This is a genomic window from Paenibacillus algicola (genome assembly GCF_005577435.1).
Classification (GTDB): domain Bacteria; phylum Bacillota; class Bacilli; order Paenibacillales; family Paenibacillaceae; genus Paenibacillus_AQ; species Paenibacillus_AQ algicola.
This window is the reverse complement of record NZ_CP040396.1, coordinates 3,019,537-3,041,588: the sequence shown is the minus strand read 5'-3', so window position 1 is coordinate 3,041,588 and position 22,052 is coordinate 3,019,537. Positions and strand designations below refer to the sequence as shown.

23 protein-coding genes are annotated in these 22,052 nt (G+C 53.2%); 9 read left to right on the top strand and 14 right to left on the bottom strand.

The features are described 5' to 3' along the window. The first annotated feature begins 107 nt into the window (after positions 1 to 107). From E6C60_RS14255 to E6C60_RS14245, 3 genes are read left to right on the top strand one after another with little or no spacing between them, the layout of a single operon-like run. Positions 108 to 314, top strand: coding sequence for a spore coat associated protein CotJA (locus tag E6C60_RS14255; RefSeq protein ID WP_138226446.1), 207 nt, complete (start codon positions 108 to 110; stop codon positions 312 to 314). Between the two features lie 18 nt (positions 315 to 332). After that, positions 333 to 659, top strand: coding sequence for a spore coat protein CotJB (locus E6C60_RS14250; RefSeq protein WP_138226445.1), 327 nt, complete (start codon positions 333 to 335; stop codon positions 657 to 659). A gap of 53 nt (positions 660 to 712) precedes the next feature. Beyond that, a complete protein-coding gene (locus E6C60_RS14245) occupies positions 713 to 1,282 on the top strand; it encodes a manganese catalase family protein (RefSeq protein ID WP_138226444.1) in 570 nt (189 codons plus the stop codon). Between the two features lie 74 nt (positions 1,283 to 1,356). Here E6C60_RS14245 and E6C60_RS14240 read toward each other — a convergent pair whose 3' ends face one another. The 5 genes from E6C60_RS14240 to E6C60_RS14220 are packed head-to-tail and all read right to left on the bottom strand — an operon-like array spanning position 1,357 to position 5,478. Further along, positions 1,357 to 1,881: a DUF421 domain-containing protein gene (locus E6C60_RS14240; RefSeq protein WP_138226443.1), complete on the bottom strand. Its 525-nt coding sequence runs from the start codon at positions 1,879 to 1,881 to the stop codon at positions 1,357 to 1,359. A gap of 59 nt (positions 1,882 to 1,940) precedes the next feature. After that, positions 1,941 to 3,227, bottom strand: a complete 1,287-nt coding sequence (locus tag E6C60_RS14235) for a hypothetical protein (RefSeq protein ID WP_138226442.1) — start codon at positions 3,225 to 3,227, stop codon at positions 1,941 to 1,943. Between the two features lie 49 nt (positions 3,228 to 3,276). Next, the gene (locus tag E6C60_RS14230; RefSeq protein ID WP_233281013.1) at positions 3,277 to 3,558 is read right to left on the bottom strand and encodes an EamA family transporter; all 282 of its coding nucleotides are present in this window, start codon (positions 3,556 to 3,558) and stop codon (positions 3,277 to 3,279) included. Positions 3,559 to 3,592: 34 nt separating this feature from the next. Continuing rightward, entirely contained in the window at positions 3,593 to 4,549 is a 957-nt protein-coding gene (locus E6C60_RS14225; protein WP_138226441.1) for an HAD-IB family hydrolase, read from the bottom strand. Further along, positions 4,546 to 5,478: a decaprenyl-phosphate phosphoribosyltransferase gene (locus E6C60_RS14220; RefSeq protein ID WP_407669165.1), complete on the bottom strand. Its 933-nt coding sequence runs from the start codon at positions 5,476 to 5,478 to the stop codon at positions 4,546 to 4,548. Before E6C60_RS14220 ends, E6C60_RS14225 begins: the two co-directional genes overlap by 4 nt. 242 nt (positions 5,479 to 5,720) lie before the next feature. Between E6C60_RS14220 and E6C60_RS14215 the strand changes: the two genes are divergently transcribed. Next, positions 5,721 to 6,437 (top strand): HAD family hydrolase, encoded by a 717-nt coding sequence (locus E6C60_RS14215; RefSeq protein ID WP_407669164.1) that lies wholly within the window; start codon positions 5,721 to 5,723, stop codon positions 6,435 to 6,437. 69 nt (positions 6,438 to 6,506) lie between these two features. On the opposite strand, the gene E6C60_RS14210 is transcribed toward E6C60_RS14215, so the two are convergent. The 6 genes from E6C60_RS14210 to E6C60_RS14185 are packed head-to-tail and all read right to left on the bottom strand — an operon-like array spanning position 6,507 to position 13,157. After that, positions 6,507 to 7,622 carry a YheC/YheD family endospore coat-associated protein gene (locus E6C60_RS14210; protein WP_138226440.1) on the bottom strand — a complete coding sequence of 372 codons (1,116 nt, stop codon included), beginning with the start codon at positions 7,620 to 7,622 and terminating at the stop codon, positions 6,507 to 6,509. Next, complete coding sequence (locus tag E6C60_RS14205) at positions 7,604 to 8,134, bottom strand: GNAT family N-acetyltransferase (RefSeq protein WP_138226439.1); 531 nt, start codon at positions 8,132 to 8,134, stop codon at positions 7,604 to 7,606. Before E6C60_RS14205 ends, E6C60_RS14210 begins: the two co-directional genes overlap by 19 nt. A 29-nt stretch (positions 8,135 to 8,163) precedes the next feature. Continuing rightward, positions 8,164 to 9,273, bottom strand: coding sequence for a YheC/YheD family endospore coat-associated protein (locus tag E6C60_RS14200; RefSeq protein ID WP_138226438.1), 1,110 nt, complete (start codon positions 9,271 to 9,273; stop codon positions 8,164 to 8,166). After that, entirely contained in the window at positions 9,270 to 10,643 is a 1,374-nt protein-coding gene (locus tag E6C60_RS14195) for a YheC/YheD family endospore coat-associated protein (RefSeq protein ID WP_138226437.1), read from the bottom strand. Before E6C60_RS14195 ends, E6C60_RS14200 begins: the two co-directional genes overlap by 4 nt. Continuing rightward, a complete protein-coding gene (locus E6C60_RS14190; protein ID WP_407669121.1) occupies positions 10,640 to 11,779 on the bottom strand; it encodes a YheC/YheD family endospore coat-associated protein in 1,140 nt (379 codons plus the stop codon). The genes E6C60_RS14195 and E6C60_RS14190 overlap by 4 nt, the downstream gene beginning before the upstream one ends. 4 nt (positions 11,780 to 11,783) lie before the next feature. Then, complete coding sequence (locus tag E6C60_RS14185) at positions 11,784 to 13,157, bottom strand: YheC/YheD family endospore coat-associated protein (RefSeq protein WP_138227817.1); 1,374 nt, start codon at positions 13,155 to 13,157, stop codon at positions 11,784 to 11,786. A 142-nt stretch (positions 13,158 to 13,299) separates the two neighbouring features. Here E6C60_RS14185 and E6C60_RS14180 point away from each other — a divergent pair, with 142 nt between their 5' ends. From E6C60_RS14180 to E6C60_RS14165, 4 genes are all read left to right on the top strand, one after another. Beyond that, positions 13,300 to 14,469, top strand: a complete 1,170-nt coding sequence (locus tag E6C60_RS14180; RefSeq protein WP_138226436.1) for a DUF445 domain-containing protein — start codon at positions 13,300 to 13,302, stop codon at positions 14,467 to 14,469. Between the two features lie 54 nt (positions 14,470 to 14,523). Further along, positions 14,524 to 14,874, top strand: coding sequence for a YlbF/YmcA family competence regulator (locus E6C60_RS14175; protein ID WP_138226435.1), 351 nt, complete (start codon positions 14,524 to 14,526; stop codon positions 14,872 to 14,874). Between the two features lie 186 nt (positions 14,875 to 15,060). Next, positions 15,061 to 15,357: a hypothetical protein gene (locus E6C60_RS14170; protein ID WP_138226434.1), complete on the top strand. Its 297-nt coding sequence runs from the start codon at positions 15,061 to 15,063 to the stop codon at positions 15,355 to 15,357. Between the two features lie 198 nt (positions 15,358 to 15,555). Continuing rightward, on the top strand, positions 15,556 to 16,890 hold the full coding sequence (locus tag E6C60_RS14165; RefSeq protein ID WP_138226433.1) for a DRTGG domain-containing protein: 1,335 nt from the start codon (positions 15,556 to 15,558) through the stop codon (positions 16,888 to 16,890). A 23-nt stretch (positions 16,891 to 16,913) separates the two neighbouring features. Here E6C60_RS14165 and E6C60_RS14160 read toward each other — a convergent pair whose 3' ends face one another. The 3 genes from E6C60_RS14160 to E6C60_RS14150 form a co-directional block, all read right to left on the bottom strand. Beyond that, complete coding sequence (locus E6C60_RS14160; protein WP_138226432.1) at positions 16,914 to 17,219, bottom strand: YtpI family protein; 306 nt, start codon at positions 17,217 to 17,219, stop codon at positions 16,914 to 16,916. 76 nt (positions 17,220 to 17,295) lie between these two features. Continuing rightward, positions 17,296 to 17,796, bottom strand: a complete 501-nt coding sequence (locus E6C60_RS14155) for a sporulation membrane protein YtrI (RefSeq protein WP_138226431.1) — start codon at positions 17,794 to 17,796, stop codon at positions 17,296 to 17,298. A 10-nt stretch (positions 17,797 to 17,806) separates the two neighbouring features. Next, on the bottom strand, positions 17,807 to 18,133 hold the full coding sequence (locus tag E6C60_RS14150; RefSeq protein WP_138226430.1) for a YtrH family sporulation protein: 327 nt from the start codon (positions 18,131 to 18,133) through the stop codon (positions 17,807 to 17,809). Positions 18,134 to 18,321: 188 nt separating this feature from the next. On the opposite strand from E6C60_RS14150, the gene E6C60_RS14145 reads away from it, so the two are divergent. Continuing rightward, a complete protein-coding gene (locus tag E6C60_RS14145; protein WP_138226429.1) occupies positions 18,322 to 21,933 on the top strand; it encodes a DNA polymerase III subunit alpha in 3,612 nt (1,203 codons plus the stop codon). Positions 21,934 to 22,052 lie beyond the last annotated feature (119 nt).

The window sequence follows — 22,052 nt, the reverse complement described above, 5'->3', positions numbered from 1 at the left end:
CCATGCTGCGGCGGGGTTATTTTATTTAGTTTTAGTTTACGGGTCTTCCTCATATGTTAAGTATCAATGATGACTCCCCTTAACATTAGCTCAAGGAGGAATGAGCCGTGCACAAGAATCGAGAAGAGCGGCAATATATCACCTACCGCAGCCCGTTTGATCCTTGCCCTCCGCTGCCGTGCCGCACTTATGTCGTACCGGTTAATCAGTACGTGGTGTTTCAGCCCGCAGATCTGCCTCAGTTTAGTCCGGCCGAAGCGCTGAAGCATGGCACACTATGGCCCGCGTTATACAGTCCCTACGAATCCCGCTAGCGGAAAGGAGAATAGGACATGACGGACGCAAGCTCGCGCGGGGATGTTCCCCTAAAGCAAGCCCAGACACAAGCAGGGCCCCAGACGCAGCCGGGTGACGCCTGTTATTACGAGATGCTGGAGCAGCTTCAGGCAGTCGATTTCGTGCTGCTGGAGCTCAATCTGTATCTGGATACCCACCCTGGAGATCTAAAAAGCATTGAGCAGTACAACAAAATGGCGCAGGAGCGCATGATTTTGGCTCGAAGGTTTGAGGAGCTGTACGGTCCGCTCACCCATTACGGGCACTCTTTTTCCAGATATCCGTTTCAATGGCCACAAGCGCCCTGGCCCTGGCAGGTTTAGGCGGTACCGCTGCGTGTGAACCAGGTCCCTCATGACAAGGAGGTATTCATTCCATGTGGATTTATGAGAAGAAGCTTCAGTATCCGGTCAGAGTCAGCAAGTGTGACCCCATGATGGCCAAATTTCTGATTGAACAGTATGGAGGGGCAGATGGGGAACTGGCGGCAGCCCTGCGCTATTTGAATCAAAGGTATACGATTCCTGATCGCGTCATAGGTGTGCTCAATGATATTGGTACGGAGGAGTTTGCTCATCTTGAGATGATCGCCACTATGGTTTATAAGCTGACCAAGGACGCCACGGTGGAGCAGATGAAGGCTGCCGGACTCGGGGCACATTATGCGGGCCACGACAAGGCGCTTTATTATGAAAATGCAGCAGGTGTACCCTGGACGGCAAGCTATATCAATGCAAAAGGAGATCCCATCGCGGATTTGTATGAGGATATTGCAGCCGAGGAGAAGGCTCGCGCCACTTACCAATGGCTCATTGACATGACCGACGATGTGGATCTTCAGGATGGACTGAAATTTTTGAGAGAACGAGAGGTGATTCACGCCATCCGCTTTCGGGAAGCCGTGGAGATCATCAAGGAGGACCGGGCAACGCGCAAAATTTTTTGAGTCCATATATTCACAGCCCCGCCCAGCTCCGGCATGACTGCACCGGAGCTGGGCTTATGGCTGTATCAAGCACTTTATTCAGAGAAGGAATGGCCCGGCTTGGCCTCCTCCAGGATAGAATTATCCTCGACTTCGGCGTTTTGGAGCACCGAGAGCTTTCCGTTCGGCTCCAGCACGACCGCATACACCTCATTCATGTTGGTTACGCCCTCCGAGCGTACAGACTGATAGATGTCGTGCTCGTCGATACGGTTTTTTTTCATGATTCGGTTGACATACTGTCCCTGGTAATACACCAGCTCCGGGGAGGATTGCAGCACCCTGCGAAACCTCCGGCTTCTTGAAGCGCACCAGGCGAGTAAATACTGCATCCCGATTAACACGAGAAAAGCGGTAAGCCCTTCTGCGAGCGTAATGTCCTTATTCAGGATGACCGTCGAGAAGCTGGAGCCGACAGCGACAGATACAGTAAAATCAAAGGCGTTCATTTTGGAAAGCGTACGCTTGCCGGATATCCGAACCATGAGGATCAGCGAGAGATAAGACAGCACCCCGATGATTACAATTCGCAGCAGATCATTCCACGAGCTAAAAAACATAGAATCCTCCTTCCGTTAGAGTCTGACATTGGCGGTTGAGGATTATTACCCTTCTCGTGCTACTTCATTTCATGAACATAAATTTCTTCAATATTTCTTAAAGTTTCACGGTGATGGATGAGGTTATGCAGAGTGCTTACCAGCAGCATGATCACTAAGAAACCTACGATACCCTTGCGAATCCAGGGCTGGCGGACGGATTGAATGCCCATGGACAGCAGCAGGAAACATGCGAACCAGTAATGACCTGCATACAGGTATAAGTCATATTCAAAGTTGGCTAATCCGTATCCTACAACAAGATGAAGAAATATGGAAAAACCTATAAACAGAACAGGTACGATGGCCCAGGCTCTCTTTTCTCGGAAGCCTCGAATCCACCCGAACAAAGTCAAGATTAGAAAGCTGAATCCGAAGATAGATACGTATATTGGATAGGGCTGTGATAAGTCAGTAGCAATCGCAGCAGATTTGGCATTAATTAATGCGATCTCCGGGGTCAGGAGAGGGTTCACGCCTAGCAGATAGATTGCTTTCCAATGTTCGGTAACAGAGAAAAAGGCAATATAATTGAATCCGCCGTTGACTAAGCCGCCCCAGAACGAGGAGACCCACGTAACACCTCTTGGCATCAGAAGCTGAACCAGTGCGAGAGCCAGGCAAATAATCATAAAAGCACCAAGAATAAGAGACAGAGTTTTGATAGCGGTTCGAGATTTGCGTTCGATTTGCTCCAGGATGACTGCGCCAGCATAAGGAATTACATTAGTAGCTGTGATCCCGAAGTTTAAAGCTCCCAGTGCGGCTAATGGCCATATCGGATAAAGCTTGCGTTCTTGGTAGTATTGCAGGAAAAATACAGAAATTAGAAGTCCAAACTGAGCATACGCATACGAATCCGGAATGAATGAGGAAAACAAGGAATAGGAGCTGATCCCGAACAGACATGCAATGAGAAATGAAATCCGCCGGCTGCCGCCACTGCGACGCAGGATGTAGAATAAAAGAGCTGTGCTTGCTGCATTTAATATAGATTGAAGGATCAGAAAAAAACGATTTCCTAAGCCGCTGTTTGCCAGTTCACTAAGTGGACCCGCAATGATATTGATGTAAGGATGGATGACAGAAATGTTATCATACCCGTAATACATGGCAGGATCAAAGTTAAACAGGTTCAGTCCGAATTTTGCACCATAGAATGGATTGGAAGCAGATACTAACTCCGCATAACGATCCATAAACAGCAAGTAAGGAACATTTATGGTGATGTATGCAGCTGCAAAGAGAAGGAAAAGAGCAAAAGCCGTTTTGTTGTCCGTTTTGTCCTGAAACCAATAAGACATCATGCTATAAATCAACCTCATTCTTTAGAAAATGGTAGTGTTAGATCTTGTGTCACTGTACCAAGAACCAGATCCCGGCACCAATGCAGATAACGCCTGCTACGTTCACAACTGCAATGTGTTCTCCAAACACATATTTAGCAATAATCAGTGTCCATAAAAAAGTCAGGGCGTTGGCGGGCACAACAATCGTATAAGGTAAAATCTGCAGCAAATAAATATTGATCCATGCTCCAAATCCGTAAACCAGGATGCCGAACAGTAAAAACCTACTTTTTTTATGGATGGAGAAGACCTTAAACAAAGCCGCACCAGAGGAACCCAGCAAAGTCATAAGACATAGCATGAGGAGCATAGTTATGTTCAAATTAACGCTCATGTGAGAGTAGAAACACCCCGCTAACGATTAATATTAACGCGATCAGCTTGTTCAACGTTATAGGTTCATGTAAAATCCAGTATCCGTAGCCGATGGCAAATACGTAACTAAGACACATCATTGGATAAGCTACGGAAAGCTTTTCTAACGATAGGCCTCGAATCATAAAAATCGCTCCCCCTCCATAACAAAGGAAGCCTAATCCTAAGTAAAAAATACTCTCTGCTCCCCACGTCCAGAATAACTGGCCTGTGGCTGTCATTAACGCTGAAATCACCATCCATATTTTGCCTATATGAGGATGTAATCGACTTTCCTTCTTCCACTTCACAGGCTCCAATTCAGGGTGCTGTCCCCGCACCAAATATCGGTGATGCACTAGTGTGAACATAGGTATATCGGATATAGAATCGGAATAGGCGCATGAATGCTCATAATCAATGGTTTGTCCGCGGCGTTCAAGAAAGCGATGAATCTGGGCGACCTTCTCCTCACCGTAACAGTTTCTGCCTTCGATGCATGGTATATAGGAGTTCTCCGTAAGCGTTAGCTTTGTAGCAAGGACCTCATCAATTTCAGGGAGCTTCTTAAAGTGTTTCAGATAGACATGCGGTGAAGCAGAGACAAGCACAACGATGTAATCTTCTGATTTCAAACGGCGAATTTCCTGATAGGCGTCCTGACAAATCCGCGGATACAGTTTTGTGTCAAAGAAGTGCTCTAAGTCTTCCTCAGACAACGCGGACATGGCATAGAAAAAGGACGGCTTGGCCTCCTCCGCGGTAATAAACCCTAATTTGAACTGAAGGGCTTTCCAGAATATAGGCAACATGCGATAAAAAGTCCAAGGCCTCTTCCAGAGTCCATACTGTAAAAAAAGCAGCATTGAGTCACCACGTAAAAAAGTATGATCCACATCCCAGAAGGCAAACTTAGTCTTAGTCATTGTATGTACCCTGAATCTTTCAGCAATAGAATGATGACGACACACAGTGAATACATAACGACGGTAATTAAAATCGGCTTGTCCTCTAAAAGGATGTGCTCAGGAGATCCTCCCAGATTCCTTATTTGAATCAGATACAAATATCGAAACATGCCGTAGATGACAAAAGGAATCGTTAGCATCAAGTAAACGGTATGGCTAGAGGTAAACGTAAATAAGGAGTAACTAAGGACAGTTGCAGCCGTAACAATGTTAGAAAATTGATCCAGCAGGGATACCGAATAGCTTTCTAGTACCTTTCGGTGAGCACTGACCCCTTCTTGAAGTAAAATGAGCTCATGTCTTCTTTTGCCAATAGCCAGAAAGAGAGATAGCAAAAGCGTGCAGAGAAGAAACCAAGGGGTTAACGATACTGAGATAATGACACCTCCAGCTATGGCTCTCAGCACAAATCCGGATGCGATAAGCATCAAATCTAAAATGACAATATGCTTCAAATAGAGCGAGTACGAAACATTAATAACAAAGTATGTTATCGCAATGACCATAAATAAGGGGTTCAGCAGAAATGAAATGAGCAAGGACAATAAAAACAGGACCGTCCCTACCGACAAAGCGACCACCGGATTCAGTCTGCCAGAAGCCATAGGACGATGTCGCTTGACTGGATGAGCGCGATCGGCATCGCGATCTACGAAATCATTAATGATATACACTGTACTGGAAATTACACTGAAAATTAAAAATCCTATAATAGAGTAGGCGATCTGCATAAAATCTACTTTATTAATTGAAAAGATTAAGGCCGCGAATAGGAGCAGGTTTTTACTCCATTGCTTTGGCCGAAGCTGGTTCCAGACTAAAGCAACGCTAGAAGGAGAGGACTTATAAATAGAGTCTTCGTCGAAACGAATAGAAGTAAACAACAGAGGAACCTCCTTGTTATGGGTTAATTTTACAATCTTATTATTATAGTGTTAACTGGAAGAAAGAATCAACTAAAATGTTAACGTAAACAAAATTAAATAAATAATGTATATCATTGGTTTCATTCCAATTTAAAGAAGATTAAAGGACTTCAATAGCAAGCCTTTTCTGTTTGCTACCTTTCCATCCTTCCTTTATGATGGGAAGCAGAGGAATTCAGGGAGCAGCTGCTGGTAGAGCGGTGATGACGAAGGGATGGATGAATGTGAGTACTACGGAGAGGCTTGTTAAGCCGGAAGCTATGATTTTTGATATGGACGGCACGTTATTTCAGACGGAGACCTTGCTGCGGCCGGCGTATCACAAGCTGTTTGATACACTGAGAGCAGAAGGGCATCACCAGGGAGAGACGCCAGATGAGCAGCTTATGCTGGGCAGCCTGGGCATGCTGCTGGAGGATATTTGGAAACGGGTGATCCCGAATGGAACACCGGAGGCTCACCGCCGGGCGGACGAGCTGCTGCTTCAGCTGGAGCTGGAAGGCCTGGAGAACGAAGAGGCGGCCCTGTATCCGGGGGTCACGGAGACGTTAGCAGAGCTCAAGCAGCGCGGAGTCCGGCTGTTCGTGGCAAGCAATGGCTTGGAGGACTACGTCAAGGGCATTGTCAAAGCACGCCAGCTGGCTCCGTTATTCGAGGGCCTGTACAGCGCCGGGGAGCATCAAACGTCCAGCAAGGTGGATCTGGTTGCGCTGCTGCTGAGCAATCACGGCATTGAGCGTGCCTGGATGGTGGGAGACCGCTCGTCGGACGTAGAAGCAGGCAAGGAGAATGGACAAACGGTAATCGGCTGTCAATATGCCGGCTTCGGCGGAGAGCAGGAGCTGAAAGGCTCCGATGCGATGATTACAGCTTTCCCGGATCTGATCAGGCTGTATGACCAGGCAGAAGATCCATCCTAAGCTGCAATAAGCAAGGCCGTCCGGCAGGATCAGAGAAGATCCTGCCGGGCGGCCTTGCTGGTTTCTCAGCTAGATCAGGCCTGCTGACTTGGCTTTTCGCCGATCGTGTAGCCAGAGCGCATACTCCAGCGGCCGGGTGAGAGCCGTTCGGTAGGCCTCCTTATCACCGATCTGGGAGAACACCTCTCTGGCCGGTTTCGGATTGACCTCCAGCAGGAGGATTCGGCCTTCGCGGTCGATTGCAAGATCCAGAGCCAGCTCACACAGCGCTCCGTAGCGCTCCTCCAGAAAGCGTGACACATCGATGCCGAGGCGGCTGGCCTCCGCATGAATATGGTTCCGCTTGGAAGGGTCCGCAATCCATTCATCCAGCAGCTCATTCATGGGCATTGCACGTCCGCCGCCATGCAGATTGGAGGTAATGCTGTTTAAGGCGCCGACCCGGCCAACACAGCCGGTGACCTGCCACTCTCCGTAGCCGTTCTTCTGCACAAGCATGCGGTAATCATGGACTCTGCCGTTAGGCAGCTCCAGTGCAATAGCCTCCTGCACCAAATAATGACCGGAAACGCCCCATCCGGAGAGAAACGAGCCCAGTGTGGCAGCAGGCACCTTACGCGGAGAGATAATGGCCCGTTTCGTATTACGTCCCCGGACGTCATAGGCTGTGCTGGCTGTGCTGGAGCGGGCTATGCGCAAAATCCCTCGTCCTCCTGTGCCGTTAATCGGCTTGAGGTAGACGGCAGGGTGGCGCTGCAGCATCCGCTTTACATCCCCGAGCCCCTGAACCAGACGAGTGTCCGGCAGATGCGGCCGGAATCGCTTCAGCGTATAAAGGTCCTGGTGTACCGTCCATTTGTTCCGCAGCGGACGATTGAGGTACAGCAGATGCCCGTATTTGGAGCGGAAGCGGAGCAGCTGCTGAAACCGCGCACTTTTTTGAATCCGGGACCGGTCATAGATCATTGCTGGAAGAGGGCGGCGCTGCCGGGTCCACTGGCCATGTGAAGGGTGATATACCAGCGCGTTTACCACACCTCCCTGCACATCCGCAGGCGTAAAGACGAACACATCCAGCCCCAGCTCCCGGCCTTCGATAATCATCTTCTCATAGACTGCAGCTTCTTCCAGCTTCTTTCGCTCATTTAAATATAAGGTAAGAATACCTAAGACGGGCTTAGACACAGCCAATCACCTACTTGCGTGGATTGTGGTTCTTTCCCCGGAGCCAGAGGTACCTCGGGCCAGCGGAACAAGAGGCAGGAACGCGACGTCTCGGCATCCCGGGTCATCCCGATGGCGGTCATGCCGGCCTGAAAGCACAGCCTCAGGGCGGCAGCATGCAGGAGCGGCACATGGCAAGTGATCCTGCCATGGAGCTTCTGCTGGGCTTGGAGGAGGGCAGTGCCCAGCCTGCGCCTGCGATATAACGGATGGACGGCCAGGAGAACCGCCTGCTCCCCGCAGCGGGCGGTGAACAGCACACCGACCACGGTGAGGCCTTCCTCCCCTCTCACTGTGACCCCCAGCAGAGAGGTCCCGGGCTCTTGCAGTTCCTCATATTTCAATTGCTCCAGAACCCGGATTTCCTTGGTCCAGGTTCTTTGGCCTGCATAGCGGAGCATAAACTGACAGCAGTGACGACGGATAGAAGGCCAATCCGCCTTCCGGTGCGGTACAAGAGAGATTAATTCCACAGATGAAGGCTCCTTCCAGGTGCAAAAAATCAGGAACGATGTCCTATCAGATAATGACAATATTTAAAAATACGTTCCAGCGACCGCTTCCGAATGTTCGGCTCATCGAATTTCATCGGCCTGGCGTTCGCTTCAAAAAACCATAAGCTCCCGGAGGTATCAATCCCGAGATCCATCGACATTTCGCCAAGCTGATACTCCGAGCCCTTCTCGATCTGCTTGGCGATCTGCACAGCGGCATTGCGCACTCGGCCCAGAATGTCCTGGCTTCGCTCCGGTCCGAACACCGCAGTCAGCAGCTTCTCGGGATCCTCAATCGAGCCGCCGCGCGGCACGTGGGTCGTGATGCTATCTGCCCCGGCCATTCTGGCGCCGATGCCGGTGACGCTGAAGGAGCCGTGCTCCGCCTTCTGGACCAAGAGCCGCAGGTCAAAGGGCCGGCCGTGAAGTGCAGCTAGCTCGATGCCCTGCTGGATCAGGTACGGCTCTCCGGTTGTCTCCTTATAAACTCTTTGCCAGAGTCGTTCCAGTGTAGCGGCTTTATACGTGGTGCTGCCCCGGTTGTTCTGGATTTGCAGACGATACGGCAGCGCCTTGCTGCTCTGATGCTTCAATCTCATGATGCCGTGTCCCGCCTTCCCCTCTTCCGGCTTTAAGTACAGGTAGGGGTGGCTCTTGATCATGTCGCAGAGAGAGGAGAACCCCTTCAGCTTCTTGGTGGCAGGTGCCCATTGGCGAGTCTGGCGGGATTGATTGAGCCAGTCAAACAGCTCTCTTTTGTTGAAAAAATAAGGGTTATACAGCTCCAGCCGGGGGTGGCGGAGACAGGCCTTGATCTTGCGGGTCACCTTCGGCTTCGCCTCATCCTCCCGCGCCGGAATCCGGTTGTAGATCACCCGGGGGAAAGGGAACAGCTTCTGTTCCCAGGTCTGGTCCCCGGCAGGGATAAAGCCCCGCAGGACCGGCGAATCAAGATCAAGATCCTTGACAGTAACCACGTAAACCTCGAATCCCATGTCTCTCCCGGTCCTGATAATGTCCTGAAAATTATGACGGTTGCCTCGAAACATCCGGTAAGGATCGGACATGGTCAGTATGGCAACGACAGGCTTGGCGGCTTCCGGACTGCGGCTGATCATGAGTCATTCCCCCGCAGGAAGCCGCTGAGATACAGACTGTGCTCAAAAATATGCTCCACCGATGCCTTACCCTCCGATTTCAGCAGCGGATGCGCAAAGATCGAACGGCCCGGCTTGGAGTTCGCCTCGAACATCCAGATCTTCTCATCCTCGTCGATGCCGATATCAAAGCCGATCTCCCCGAGCACATGGGCATGATGATTCTCGATCGCCTCCGCGAGCGCGATGGCGGCCTGCTTGGCGCGCTCCAGCACGTCCCGGGAACGGGAGCCGAATACACGGGAGAGAGCCTGCTCCGGCGTCATGAGGGAGCCTCCGTTCTTGATGTGGGTAGTTACGCTGCCGCGGCCGGCCTTTTTCGCCCCGATACCGACGACGCTCCAGCGGTTCTTGGCATTCTTGTGCATGTGAAAGCGAAAGTCGATCGGACAGTCGTCAATCTCGATCAGCCGGATGCCCTGCTGAATGACATAGTGCTTGAGCGCCGGACCGTGCTTGCTTTGGAGCATCTTCATCAGGCTGGAGAAGCTCGGGAATTTCAGCAGGGTGTTTCCTCCGGAGCTGCTGTACCGTGCAAAATACCCCTTCTTCGGCTGATGCGTAAGCCGGTAAATGCCGTTGCCCAGACTTCCGGCCGAAGGCTTGTAGTACACAAAGCGATGACGGTCCATCATATCCCGGATCCGTTCGGTGCCCGGGCTGTTGTACGTTTCGGGCACATATCTCCCGGCCTGGGGATCGTTCTCCAGCAGGTTGTAAATATCGGATTTATTGAAGAACGCCCAGTTAAAAAAGACGATATTTCTCTTCAAGAAGCGCTCCCGAAGCTGATTGGTCGCATTGGAAAAGTCCGTTTTCCGGCTGGGCAGCCGGTTGTACACTACGTCTGGCAGCGGCACCGTCTTGCGCACGAATTGACCTCCGGCGCTGAGCACATAGGCATACACGGTTTCCTTCTGCCAGTTAATGTCCTTGGGAGAGAAGGCATACACATACATTTTCTTGCCGCCTTCGCGCAGCAGCTGCTTGATATAACCGGTTCTGGAGCCAAAAGGGCTGCCGGGCGCCGAAGAGCCGTCAGAGAGCACGCCTACCACCGGACCCAGATGAAGCTGGCCTTCCCGCGGTGTGTGAACATAGGCTCCCCCGGAGCGGGGCACGCGGACCTGGCTCCGCAGACCGGAGCTTAAATACAGATGCTTCCCGGATCGTTCAATGGATTTCAGCGGAACGGAGATATAGTCCGTGCCGACATGAAGCTGTATCTGTTTTTTTCCTGTAAGTCCCATGCTTCTCAGGAGCGAGCCGGACATGAATACTGCTTTCTCGGGCTGCTGTGAGAAATGAACGTTACTGAAAGTCAAACTCATGGATTAACCCTCCTAAGTTGTCGAAGCAGTAAATAACGGGCATACCGGAGAGGGTTCATGACAGACTGCTCCGCTGCCCCGGTATCACCTGTCTGGGTAAACACGCGCCGTCCCGGCTTGGAGTTAACCTCCAGCAGCCAGACTGTGCCCTTAGCGTCTACGCCGAAATCGATCCCGAGCTCGCCCAGGCGTCCAAATCCCTCTTCCAGATCGGGAGGGATCAGCTCGCTGAGGTGATGGATGGTGTCCATGATCCCGGCTGAAGCCGCCGAGCCGAATCGAGATATCAGGCCAGGCAGCACCTGTGCTGCTCTGCCTCCTCCGTGGAGATTGGAGGTGAGCCCTTCACAGCTGCCTTCCCGCAGTGCAGAGCCGGTCAGGCACCAGCGGCCCTGGCCGTTCTTTTGTACGAGCACACGAATATCGAACGGTCTTCCATCGGCACTGGTCAGCTGCAGAAACGGCTGCATCACAAAGCTCCGGTGCCCGGTAAATTGCGAGATCCAGCCAGGCAGCGAGGCAGCATGAGTGCGGTGTCTGAACGGCACATTATCTCGGGTGCGCCCCTTTAGTACGGCGTGTGCGCCTTCTTGATGGATATAGAGCGTATGGCTGCCGTGAGACCCGGCGCTGGGCTTCATAAATACGTCTCCCTGAAAGCGGTGCAAGGCATTCCGGAGCGAGGCGGGCCCCGTATATCTCAGCGTCAGCGGGAGAGCCGCGGAGAGGTGAGGGCACTGCTTCAGCCGTTCGTATACCCTCCATTTGCCAGGCAGCCTGCGCGACCACAGTATACGCTGGGTCTGCTCCGCCTCCTGTACGACGGCCGCTGCGTGCTGTGCTTCCCGGGCATTGCCGGACAGACAGCGGTCAAAGATCAGCTCCGGCACTGGAAAAAAGCCCTCTATCCATTCATGGTCCTGCACAGCATACCCCTTGATGGATTTGAAGCGATCGCGCTTTAGAGAGTCTGACAATTCATAGCTGTCTGCGCAGAAGACGTACGCTTGAAGCTCTAAGCGGCGGGCAGACAGGCAAAGCTGCTTCAGAAATTCCCGATCCGAGAAGGGGGGAGAGCCCTTCTTTCGGCTAACCATAATACCGAGCGTTCCGATGCTTGTTGTCAATCCCGCCACCTCCTTATTGAAAGCCGCTTAAATACTGGGAGTACTGCAGAAGTCTCATAGCGGAAGGCCGCACCTTGTCTTCATTGTTCAGCGGCGCATCATCGCTCTTGGACGGCTTGGAGTTCACCTCCAGCAGCCAGATCCGGCCGGACGTATCGACAGCGAGATCAATGCCAAGCTCCCCGAAATGATAGGGAATATACGTCTCGACGCCCTTGGCGATCTCCAGCGCGGCTTGCTCCATCTTGGCAGGCAGCTGATTCTTGAAGGCTGCTGACAGGCTGCTGCCGGCCAAAGCCTCCTTGACCGTGGACAGTGTTCCGCCGCGGGCCAGATTGGACACGAAATGATTTCCGCCTGCAATCCGCCCGACGATGGAGGTTACGCTCCATTTGCCCTTCATATTTTTGTGAACGAGGGCCCGGAAATCGACGTTTTTCTTCTGATTACGAATCAGATTTAATCCCTGCTGGATCTGATACCGCTCTTTCGCGAGCTTCCCTGACAACCCGCTGTACAGCTTCTTCAAAGAGCTGTATTGACGGCGTATGGTGCCTTCAAGGGAGGTGGTCAGCGTGTGGCAGCTGCCGTCTGGCTCCAGCGTGATGCGGATGATGCCCTTGCCCAAGCTGCCGCGAACCGGCTTCAGGAACACGACCGGATAGGAGCTGCACATTTTTTTCAGCGTGGGATAGCTCTTCAGCAAATAGGACTCAGGCAAATACCTTTTCAAGCGTTCATCGGCGGCCAGCGCCTCAAACACCTCGGACTTATCCAGGAATTTTTCATTGAATACCGGCGTGCGATAGCGTGATTTTACTTCTTTCATGAAATGCTGTACGCTAGGACTATTCTCCAGTTTCCGCGTAGCGAGCCGGTTGTTGATGACGTCAGGCAGCGGAACGGGACCCTTTTTCCAGCCCCGGTCATACCAGATGCCTTGAAGCGACTGGGAGCCGGTGCCGATCATGTCCGGTGTGAAAAAGTAAACGAATGCGCCCAGCTTGCGGCTGGCATGTATCATTTCCATGCAAAAGGATGAAATGGACCCGAACGGCTTCTCCCGGTCCTTGAGGTCATAGCGGCCGATCATCACGCCAAGGACAGGTCCAAGCTTTAACACATGATCGGCGGCGCGATACGCTGCGCTCACTACCGTTCCAGGCAGCAGGCCGGCGGCTTGGGACAAGGAGGGGCTGATGCGAATGGCGTATAGTTTTTTGCCGGGTACAATACGGATCTCCTGTCTGAAGGAGCCGAACTCAAGCGTGAGGGACTGATCTGTGGGAATTCGAAGTGACTTGATCAGCCTCTCGCCAAGCCGGATATGGTTCTCCGGCAGGGTGCTGGTGGTAATGAGCTGTACCGGCAGCTTGGTTTTGGACATCATGGATCTCCTTCCGACAACAACTTGATGTCTGATGCGCAGACGACAGGCTCTGTCTGAACATTTGCATGTGATTTATCATATGGAGACATATATACCTTGGTGATTGTACAGGTCTGGAAAAAGGAGGGCTTTTGAAGCCATGCAGAGCGGGCTGTTTATTCTAATCAATATGTGTGTTGCCGCATTTGTCGGCGGAATTACGAATCATTTTGCGATCAAGATGCTGTTTCACCCCCGAAATGAGGTCAAAATATTCGGGCGCCGCCTTCCCTTTACGCCCGGACTGATTCCAAAGCGCAAGCAGGATATTGCGAAATCGCTGGGTGAGGTCGTCTCGCAATATCTTGTTACCAGCGAAGGGCTGCAGGAGATGCTGCAGAAGCCGGCCTTCCGCCAGAAGGCGGTGGATACATTGTCCGCGAAGCTGAACAGCCTGGCAGAAAGTGAAGACTCCGTTAAGGATGTGCTGCTGGGGATCTGGAGTGAGGAGGAGTGGGAGGCTTTGAAGGGCAAGGCCCTGCAGTCGGCCCGCTCTGCGGTAAGTCGGTCTGCTGTATCCATGTGGGCGGCTTATGGCCTGGAGGAGAAGCCGCTGAAGGAGCTTGTTCCGGGCTGGTCGGAGGACAAGCGCCGCCAATGGAGCGAGCAGGCGGCCGAAATGGTGCTGAAGGAGCTTGGCGATACGCTGCTGTCGGCAGAGGGACAGCGGATGCTCCGGGAAATGACCCACTCCATGGTGGACAAGGCAGGGGGATTTTTGGGCACGATGGCGGCTCTGTTCGTAGATGAGGACAAGCTCGTCCAGAAGCTCACGCCGACTCTGATCGGCCAGCTGGAAGGGGGACGTGTCCACCGCACGGTGGCAGACATCATTGCAGCCAAGCTGGAGCAGTATGGAGAGATGCCGCTGGGCGCGCTAGTGCAGTCCCTGGCGGGAGAGCCTGCGCTGGAGCTGCTGCTTCAGAAGCTGGAGCAGGTCCTGCCGTGGGAAGAATGGATGGCGCGGGGCGAGCAGGTCACCATCGCGGAGATCGTTCGGCCCCGTCTCGCTGCCTTGCAGGAGGCTCTGCCGCAGTGGGTGGACAAGGGGCTCGGTATGGCGAGCTCGGCGGTTCCGGCACTGGTAAAGTCGATCCGGCTGCCGGAGCTGGTGCAGGAGCAGGTGGAAAGATTTCCGATAGAGCGTCTGGAGCAGGTTATTTTAAGCGTGTCGGGCAAGGAATTTCGGGCGATTACCTGGCTGGGAGTGGCGCTTGGAGCCCTCATTGGCCTGGTTCAGTCTTCTATTACCATTTTGTGGCTGAAATAATTATGGTTTTCATTTCATACGGCAGCGCCGTTTATTACCAAGGAGGCACCAACGATGAGCAATATTTATGATAAGGCGAATGATCTGGCAAAAGCGATGAGAGAAAGCGAGGAAGTGCAGGAAATTACGTCGGCGATGAAGCTGATTGAAGGCGACGCCGAAAGCAAGCAGATGCTGAACAGCTTCCGCGAGCGGCAGATGGAAATTCAGCAGCGCATCATGACTGGGGATATGCCGTCCCAGGAAGAAATGGAGCAGGTGGAGAAGCTGTTCGAGGTGCTTAGCATGAACCTCAGCATCCGTCGTTTGTTCGATGCCGAGCGCCGTCTGAGCGTCATCATTGAGGATGTAAACAAGATTATTTCAGATAGCCTGCAGGATCTGTACGGACCGGCGCAGCCATAATGGAGCTGTATTTGTGCTCACCTGAGAGGTGAGCCTGCCTATAGAGAAGCATTACTTTGCCAGGGCACTGCCCTTGGGCAGGGTAATGCTCTTTTTTTGCCGGGATTCCCTAACTTGTCTCATAATTTCGCTCCGTCTCTCATAGAGTAGAACTATAGAGATTGAATCATAGAGGAGCTGGATAACATGAATCGGAAAAAAAGCAAAGTCAAGCATCTGATCTACCTGGTCATCGCCCTGGCGATGCTGCTGTACGCCTTGCCAAGCATCTCGTTCGCTGGAGGCTTCTCGTGGGCGGCGCTGTTCGGAGCCGTATGGGCCGGCTTTGCGCTGCTCGTCATTGGCTCGCATCTGCACATTCTCATCGGCGTGGACGAGGCGAAGCAGAAGGCACTGGATGAAATCCGCCGCGAGAAGCTGAAGCAATGGCAGCTGAAATGGCCGGAGGAGCGGGAAGCCCGCAGCATGTCTGCCGGCGAATAATACAACGACACTCATGAGGGTATAGAGGTGAAATGCCAGGGAAGGCGCTGTCAGAGATGTGCTGCTGACGGCGTCTTTGTTATGCTGTGTGCTGGAATTACAGACGACATGAGGTTTCACGAGCTAACATGGATAAGCTGGGCTGGCATGATATAATAGTAACAGAGTAGTACAGATGTAACCCAGGGGGTGTAACAGTTGGACATCAAGGACGAGACGGTAACCAAGCATGAACAGCTGGTGCAATATATTGAAGGCTTGAAGATTGGAGAGAAAATATCGGTCCGAAGGCTGGCGAAGGAGCTGGCGGTCAGCGAGGGGACGGCATACCGGGCAGTAAAAGAGGCAGAATCCTTAGGCATTGTCATGACCAAGGAAAGAATCGGTACCGTGCGCATCGAGCGTAAGCCGAGAAATATATCAGAGCAGCTCACCTTTTCTGATGTCGTTAACATCGTGGAGGGCCATGTGCTTGGCGGGTCAGAGGGCCTCGATAAAAGCCTCTATAAATATGTAATCGGTGCGATGAAGGTCGAGGCGATGATCCGTTATATTGATGCTGGCAGCCTTATGATCGTAGGGAACCGGGAGGATGCTCATATTCTGGCGCTGGAGCAGGGAGCAGGCGTGCTGATTACCGGCGGGTTCGGGACTAGCCGGGAAGTGAAGCAGCTGGCGGATCGGCTGGGGCTGCCGGTGATGTCCTCGCGTCATGACACATTTACCGTGGCGTCGATGATTAACCGGGCGATTTTTGACAGGCTGATCAAGAAGAAAATTATGCTGGTGGAGGATATTGCAGGTGAACGTCCCAAGATCCCGCCGCTCAAAAACTCAGTCACTGCGCTGGAATTCCGGGAGATGGTCCTGCGCAGCGGCGAGGAGCGCTTCCCGGTAACCGATGAGTGGAACCGTGTCATCGGGATCGTAGGAGCGAAGGATACGGCGGTGCTGGCGGATCATCAGGCGATCGACAAGGCGATTACGCGCAATCCTATTACCGCTACGCTGAAGACTTCACTGGCGTCCGCGGCCCAGATTATGATGTGGGAAGGCATTGACTTCCTGCCGATTGTGGACCGGAACCGGAAGCTGGTAGCGACTGTGACCCGCAAAGAGGTGCTGGAGGCGCTCCGCAATGCGCGGAATCAGCCCCAGATGGGAGAAACCTTTGATCAGTTAATCTGGAACGGAATGGCGGAGGATCGGGACGAGCAGGGGAAGCTGTTCTTTCACGGATTAATTACACCGCAGATGGCGACTGACCTCGGGACCATTTCTCAAGGCATTCTGACCACGGTCATGAGTCAGGCTGCATTTCGCGCGGCCAAGGATTGGACGGGCGGGGATTATGTATTGGATCAGCTTTCCACCTTCTTCATCCGTCCGGTGCAGATTGAGGATCCCATTGTAATTCATCCAAGCCTGCTGGAGCTGAGCCGCCGGACCTGCAGGCTGGAAGTCGAGATTGTGCATGATTCCAGCCTGGTTGCAAAGTCGGTCATGACGCTGCAGTCGATTGACCAGGGATAGCGGTGACAGCGGAATAAGCAAGCTTAGCTGTTCGCCTTCTGCTGGCGGCTGTAATAGGAGCGGCTGCGCAGCCCAGCGAATATATTAAACGCGCCAAGCACCATAAATATGGCTTCGACAATGACAGCCACCGTGGAGCCGCTGAACATGAGCATGGCCAGCACAGACAGCACGATGAGCATCACGCCCATCCACACGTTGGTCAGCGCCTGATGTCTGCCCCGTTCCAGGGGATCTCGCTTGCGGCGGGCGCGGACACTGTTCAGGGCAGCCAGCACACAGGCTGCAGCAAGTACAAAAATAAGTGCATATTTCAGCATATCCATCATTAGAGGGGCACTCCTTCTACATCATAAAATATTTATGAACCCTTAGATTACTCCGTCAATAGCCTTTCGTATTGTATCATGAATCCCCTCCCGTTTGAATCTTCATATCAATCTCCACCCAGATTTGCAGCACGCCCTCCATCACGAGCATGGTCCGAATCTTGACCGTAAAGCTCTTATCTCTAATCTTGTATAATTTATCCTCCAGCAGCGAACGGGCCAGCTTGCTGTCTGTATCAATATCAAAGACGCTTCTCCCCCGGAGAGCAGCGAGATCTTTGCCGAGCAGCTGCAAAATTTCCTTGATCACAAGGCTGTCCAGCTCATTGTTCTTCTGCTCCGCCCGCAGCTTGATTTCCCGGATGACGGTGGGCTGCTTGTTGTATTTCTTCAGGTTCTGAATATCCTCCTCATACTGGGAAATCTGAATCTGCATGTCACGATTGTTCATCCATAGCTTGTTGTAGCTGGCATGATACAGCGAGTTATACACAATGCTTCCGATGACCATGCCCAGGACCAGCAGGGAGGCTCCATGATAAAGGTGGCGGTATCGACGAAACTGCGGCACTCTCATAATGTATCCTTCAGCTCCGGTCCTGGCAGACCCATTTCACCAGCTCGCTGCCCATATGGGCGCCAAGAAAGGCAAAGACGAGATACAGCACCTGCTTGATGGCGGGAGAAAGATTGCCTCCCAGCATATTGCTTTCAATGACGCGCATGGGATCAATCGTACCGCCAACCGCTGCAGCGAGAGCCCAGATTTTAATCCGGTCGGCGACGTCCAGCATCGTCTGCGTCGGCGGCTGCATGGAGAACACGGCACCGATCCCGCCCACCATGGCACCCCCAAGCACAATCCCGAACGCAATGAAGAAATCCAGTATGGCCTTGGATAGAAATACATTCATCTCATTTGCAGCCCCTTTCTGCGGGCAGGACCGTGACCGCCTGTCCATAAGTCTCCTGTTCCATTGTATGGGCGTCTGAAGGCACATTATGATAAAATAGAAGAGAAAATTCATACTGACATCCTTGATTTCCGCACCTTGCAGAGGGAGCGGCAAGGCATAGAAGGTTATTCCTAAGGAGGCGTGCCATGAGCTCTTTCGTGCATCTACACGTGCACAGTGAATACAGTCTGCTCGACGGGGCTGCAAAGCTGACAGAGCTCGTTCAGCAGGCAGCTGAGCTGGGCATGAAATCACTCGCCCTTACCGATCATGGCGTGATGTATGGCGCTGTGCCATTTTATAAATTATGCAAGCAGCACGGAATCAAGCCGATTATCGGCTGTGAGGCTTATATTACGGAAGGCTCCCGGAAGGACCGGGGAAGCCGCAAGGATCAGCCGATCTACCATTTAATACTGCTGGCGAAGAACGAGACCGGCTATCGCAATCTGATGAAGCTGTGCTCCATCGGCCATTTAGAGGGCTTTCATTATAAGCCCCGGATTGATATGGAGGCCCTGGCGGAATTTAATGAAGGCATTATATGCCTGAGTGCGTGCCTGGGCGGCGAAGTGCCGCAGCTGCTGCTGCATGGACGTACCGATGCCGCGCGGGAGGCGGCTTTAAGGTATAAGGAGATCTTTGGACCTGACTATTATCTGGAGCTGCAGGACCATGGCCTGCCGGAGCAGAAGCGTGTCAATCCTCAGCTGATTCAGTTATCGCAGGAGCTGGACATTCCGCTCGTGTTAACGAATGATGTTCACTATTTGGCGCCGGAGGATGCCGAGGTCCAGGATGTATTGATCTGCATCGGCACAGGCACGAACGTGGAGGATGACAGCCGGCTGAGAATTCCGACCCGGCAGCTATACTTGAAGAGTGCTGAGGAGATGGGTCGTCTGTTTCCCCATGCCATGGAAGCGGCGGCTAATACCGTCGCCATTGCGGAGCAGTGCTCGCTGGAGTTGACCTTCGGGCAGTCCATTCTGCCGGAGTACCGGCCGCTCCCGGAAGGCATGGACGCTGCCGCTTATCTAGGCCAGCTGTGCCTTGAAGGGCTTGAGCTGCGTTATCGCGGCAGTGAACGGTGGCAGGATGAGGCCATGCGGGAGGAGCTTCATCGTCGGCTTCATTATGAGCTGGGCGTCATTGAGAACATGGGCTTTAGCCATTATTTCTTGATTGTGTGGGATTTCATTGCATATGCCCATCGGCAGGGCATTGCTGTTGGACCGGGCAGGGGCTCTTCTGCAGGAAGCCTGGTAGCGTACACCTTGCAGATTACGAATGTGGACCCGATGAAATATCATTTGCTCTTCGAGCGCTTTCTGAATCCGGAGCGGGTGAGTATGCCGGATATCGACATTGACTTTAGTGACGAGCGGCGCGATGAAGTCATCGACTATGTGGTTGATAAATACGGACGACAGCACGTGGCTCAGATTATTACCTTCGGTACGCTTGCAGCTAAGGCCGCCGTGCGTGATGTCGGCCGCGCATTGAACGTGCCCTTTGGAGATGTAGACCGCACGGCCAAGCTGATTCCGAATCAGCTTGGCATCCGCATTGCCCGGGCTGTCGAGGACAGTCCCGGCCTGAAGGAGCAGTACGACAGCAAGCCGAAGGTGAAGCAGCTGCTGGATATGGCAATGAAGGTGGAGGGCATGCCCCGGCACGCGTCGACGCATGCCGCAGGCGTGGTCATTTCCAAGGAACCGCTGACCGAGACGGTCCCGCTTCAGGAAGGCAGCGAGAAGACGGCTTTGACGCAATATTCGATGGAGAATCTGGAAAGCATCGGCTTGCTGAAAATGGACTTTCTGGGGCTTCGAACCCTGTCCATTATCGAGCGTAGTATGAGATGGATTCAGGAAACGGGGCTGACGCCGCCGGACTGGAGCAGGATTGCTGATGACGATCCCGCTACCTATGCCATGCTGGGCCGAGGCGATACGACGGGGGTATTCCAGCTGGAGTCGGCAGGGATGCGGAGAGTGCTGAAGGATCTGAAGCCAAGTGGATTTGAAGACATTATTTCCGTGCTGGCGCTGTACCGTCCGGGGCCGATGGATTTTATTCCGAAGTACATTCAGGCCAAGCACGGCGTCATCGAGCCGGAGTACCCGCATCCGGACCTGGCCGAAATATTAGGCGACACCTACGGCATTATTGTCTATCAGGAGCAGATCATGCAGATCGCGTCCCGGATGGCAGGGTTCTCGCTGGGAGAAGCAGATCTTCTGAGACGAGCGGTCTCCAAGAAGAAGCGCGAGGTGCTGGATCTGGAACGGGATCATTTCGTGACCGGCAGCTTGAACCAGGGCTATTCCGGGGATGAAGCGAATCGGGTGTACGATATGATCGTTCGCTTTGCGGATTACGGCTTCCCGCGGGCGCATGCCGCGGCATATGGTGTCCTTGCCTTCCAGACGGCGTATCTAAAGGCCCACTATCCCGTTCATTTTATGGCATCCATGCTCACCGCGGTCATGGGCAGCCACCGAAAGGTGGCGGAATATGTGCTGGAATGCCAGCGCATGGGCATCAAGGTGCTTCCCCCTGACGTGAATGAAAGCGGGAGCCTGTTCACCCCGATAGCGGAGGCTGATGATGCAGAGAATGGCGGGTCTCCCGGATTTATTCGCTTCGGGCTTGCCGCAATCAAGAATGTCGGGACCCAGGCTGTGGACAGCATGGTCCGTCTTCGTGAAGACAAGCCCTTTGAAAGCCTGCTGGATTTCTGCCGCCGGATCGACCTGCGGGTCTGCAATAAGCGGGTGATCGAGTCGCTTATTCAGGCCGGTGCCTTTGACTCTCTGCCAGGGCACCGCTCGCAGCAGACCGCCATGGTGGATGAAACCGTGGAGGCCGCGCTGAAATGGCGGAAGGAGCGAGAGGATCTGCAAATTCAGCTCTTCGACTTCGATGTGATTGAAACGGCGAATTGGGATATTGAATATCCGGATATTCCGCCGTATTCCGCCAGCCAGCAGCTGGAGCTGGAGCGGGAGCTGCTCGGCATGTATCTCTCCGGCCATCCTCTGGATGATTATGACGAGCTGCTGCAAGAGGCCGGAACCGAGCGGCTGATGGACTTGGACGAGGCTGCCGATGAGTCCCAGGTTACGGTGGCGGGTATGGTGGTCGCGGTCAAGACGATTACCACCAAGCAGGGCAAGGCGATGGCCTTTGTAGAATTTGAGGACCAGATTGACCGCTGCGAGGTGGTGCTCTTTCCGGAGGTCTGGAGAAAGAGCAGCCCCTTCATTGAGAAAGGTGCACTGCTGGCCCTGCGAGCCAAGGTCCAGCAGCAGGACGAGGGCTTCAAGCTGCTTGCCGAGGAGGCAGCGCCGCTTGAACGGGACCGGCTGCAGCAGCTTGTAAGGCGATCCCGAATCGGGCGCAAGGAGCGGTCCGCTGTGAGACCGGCTGTCAGGCCGCCGGAATCCACTCGGAAGCAGCAGGTGATGCCGCCTGGGGAAGAAATGAAGCAATCACCCGGGAACGGCTTCAAGGAGCAGAGCGCAGGTCAGCGGGTATTTATCAAAATATCTCCGGACTGCGAGGACCCTCAAATTCTGTCGAGGCTCAAGAAGCTGCTGCAGCAGCACCGGGGGCCAGCGGCGACAGTGCTATTCTATGAAAGCAATCAGAAGGCGCTGGCCCTCAGCGAGGCCTACCGGATTGATCCCAGGGACGTATTGGTAGCCTCGATCGAGGAAATGCTGGGTAAAGGCAGCGTAAAAATCAAATAGCGGTTCATTTATAATGAACATTTCATATCCCTCCTGCATACACTTAAGGACACCACGGAATGGATACATTTCGTGGCTGCTGCCCGGCGCGCCGGTGACGTCGCAAGCGAGCACCAGCG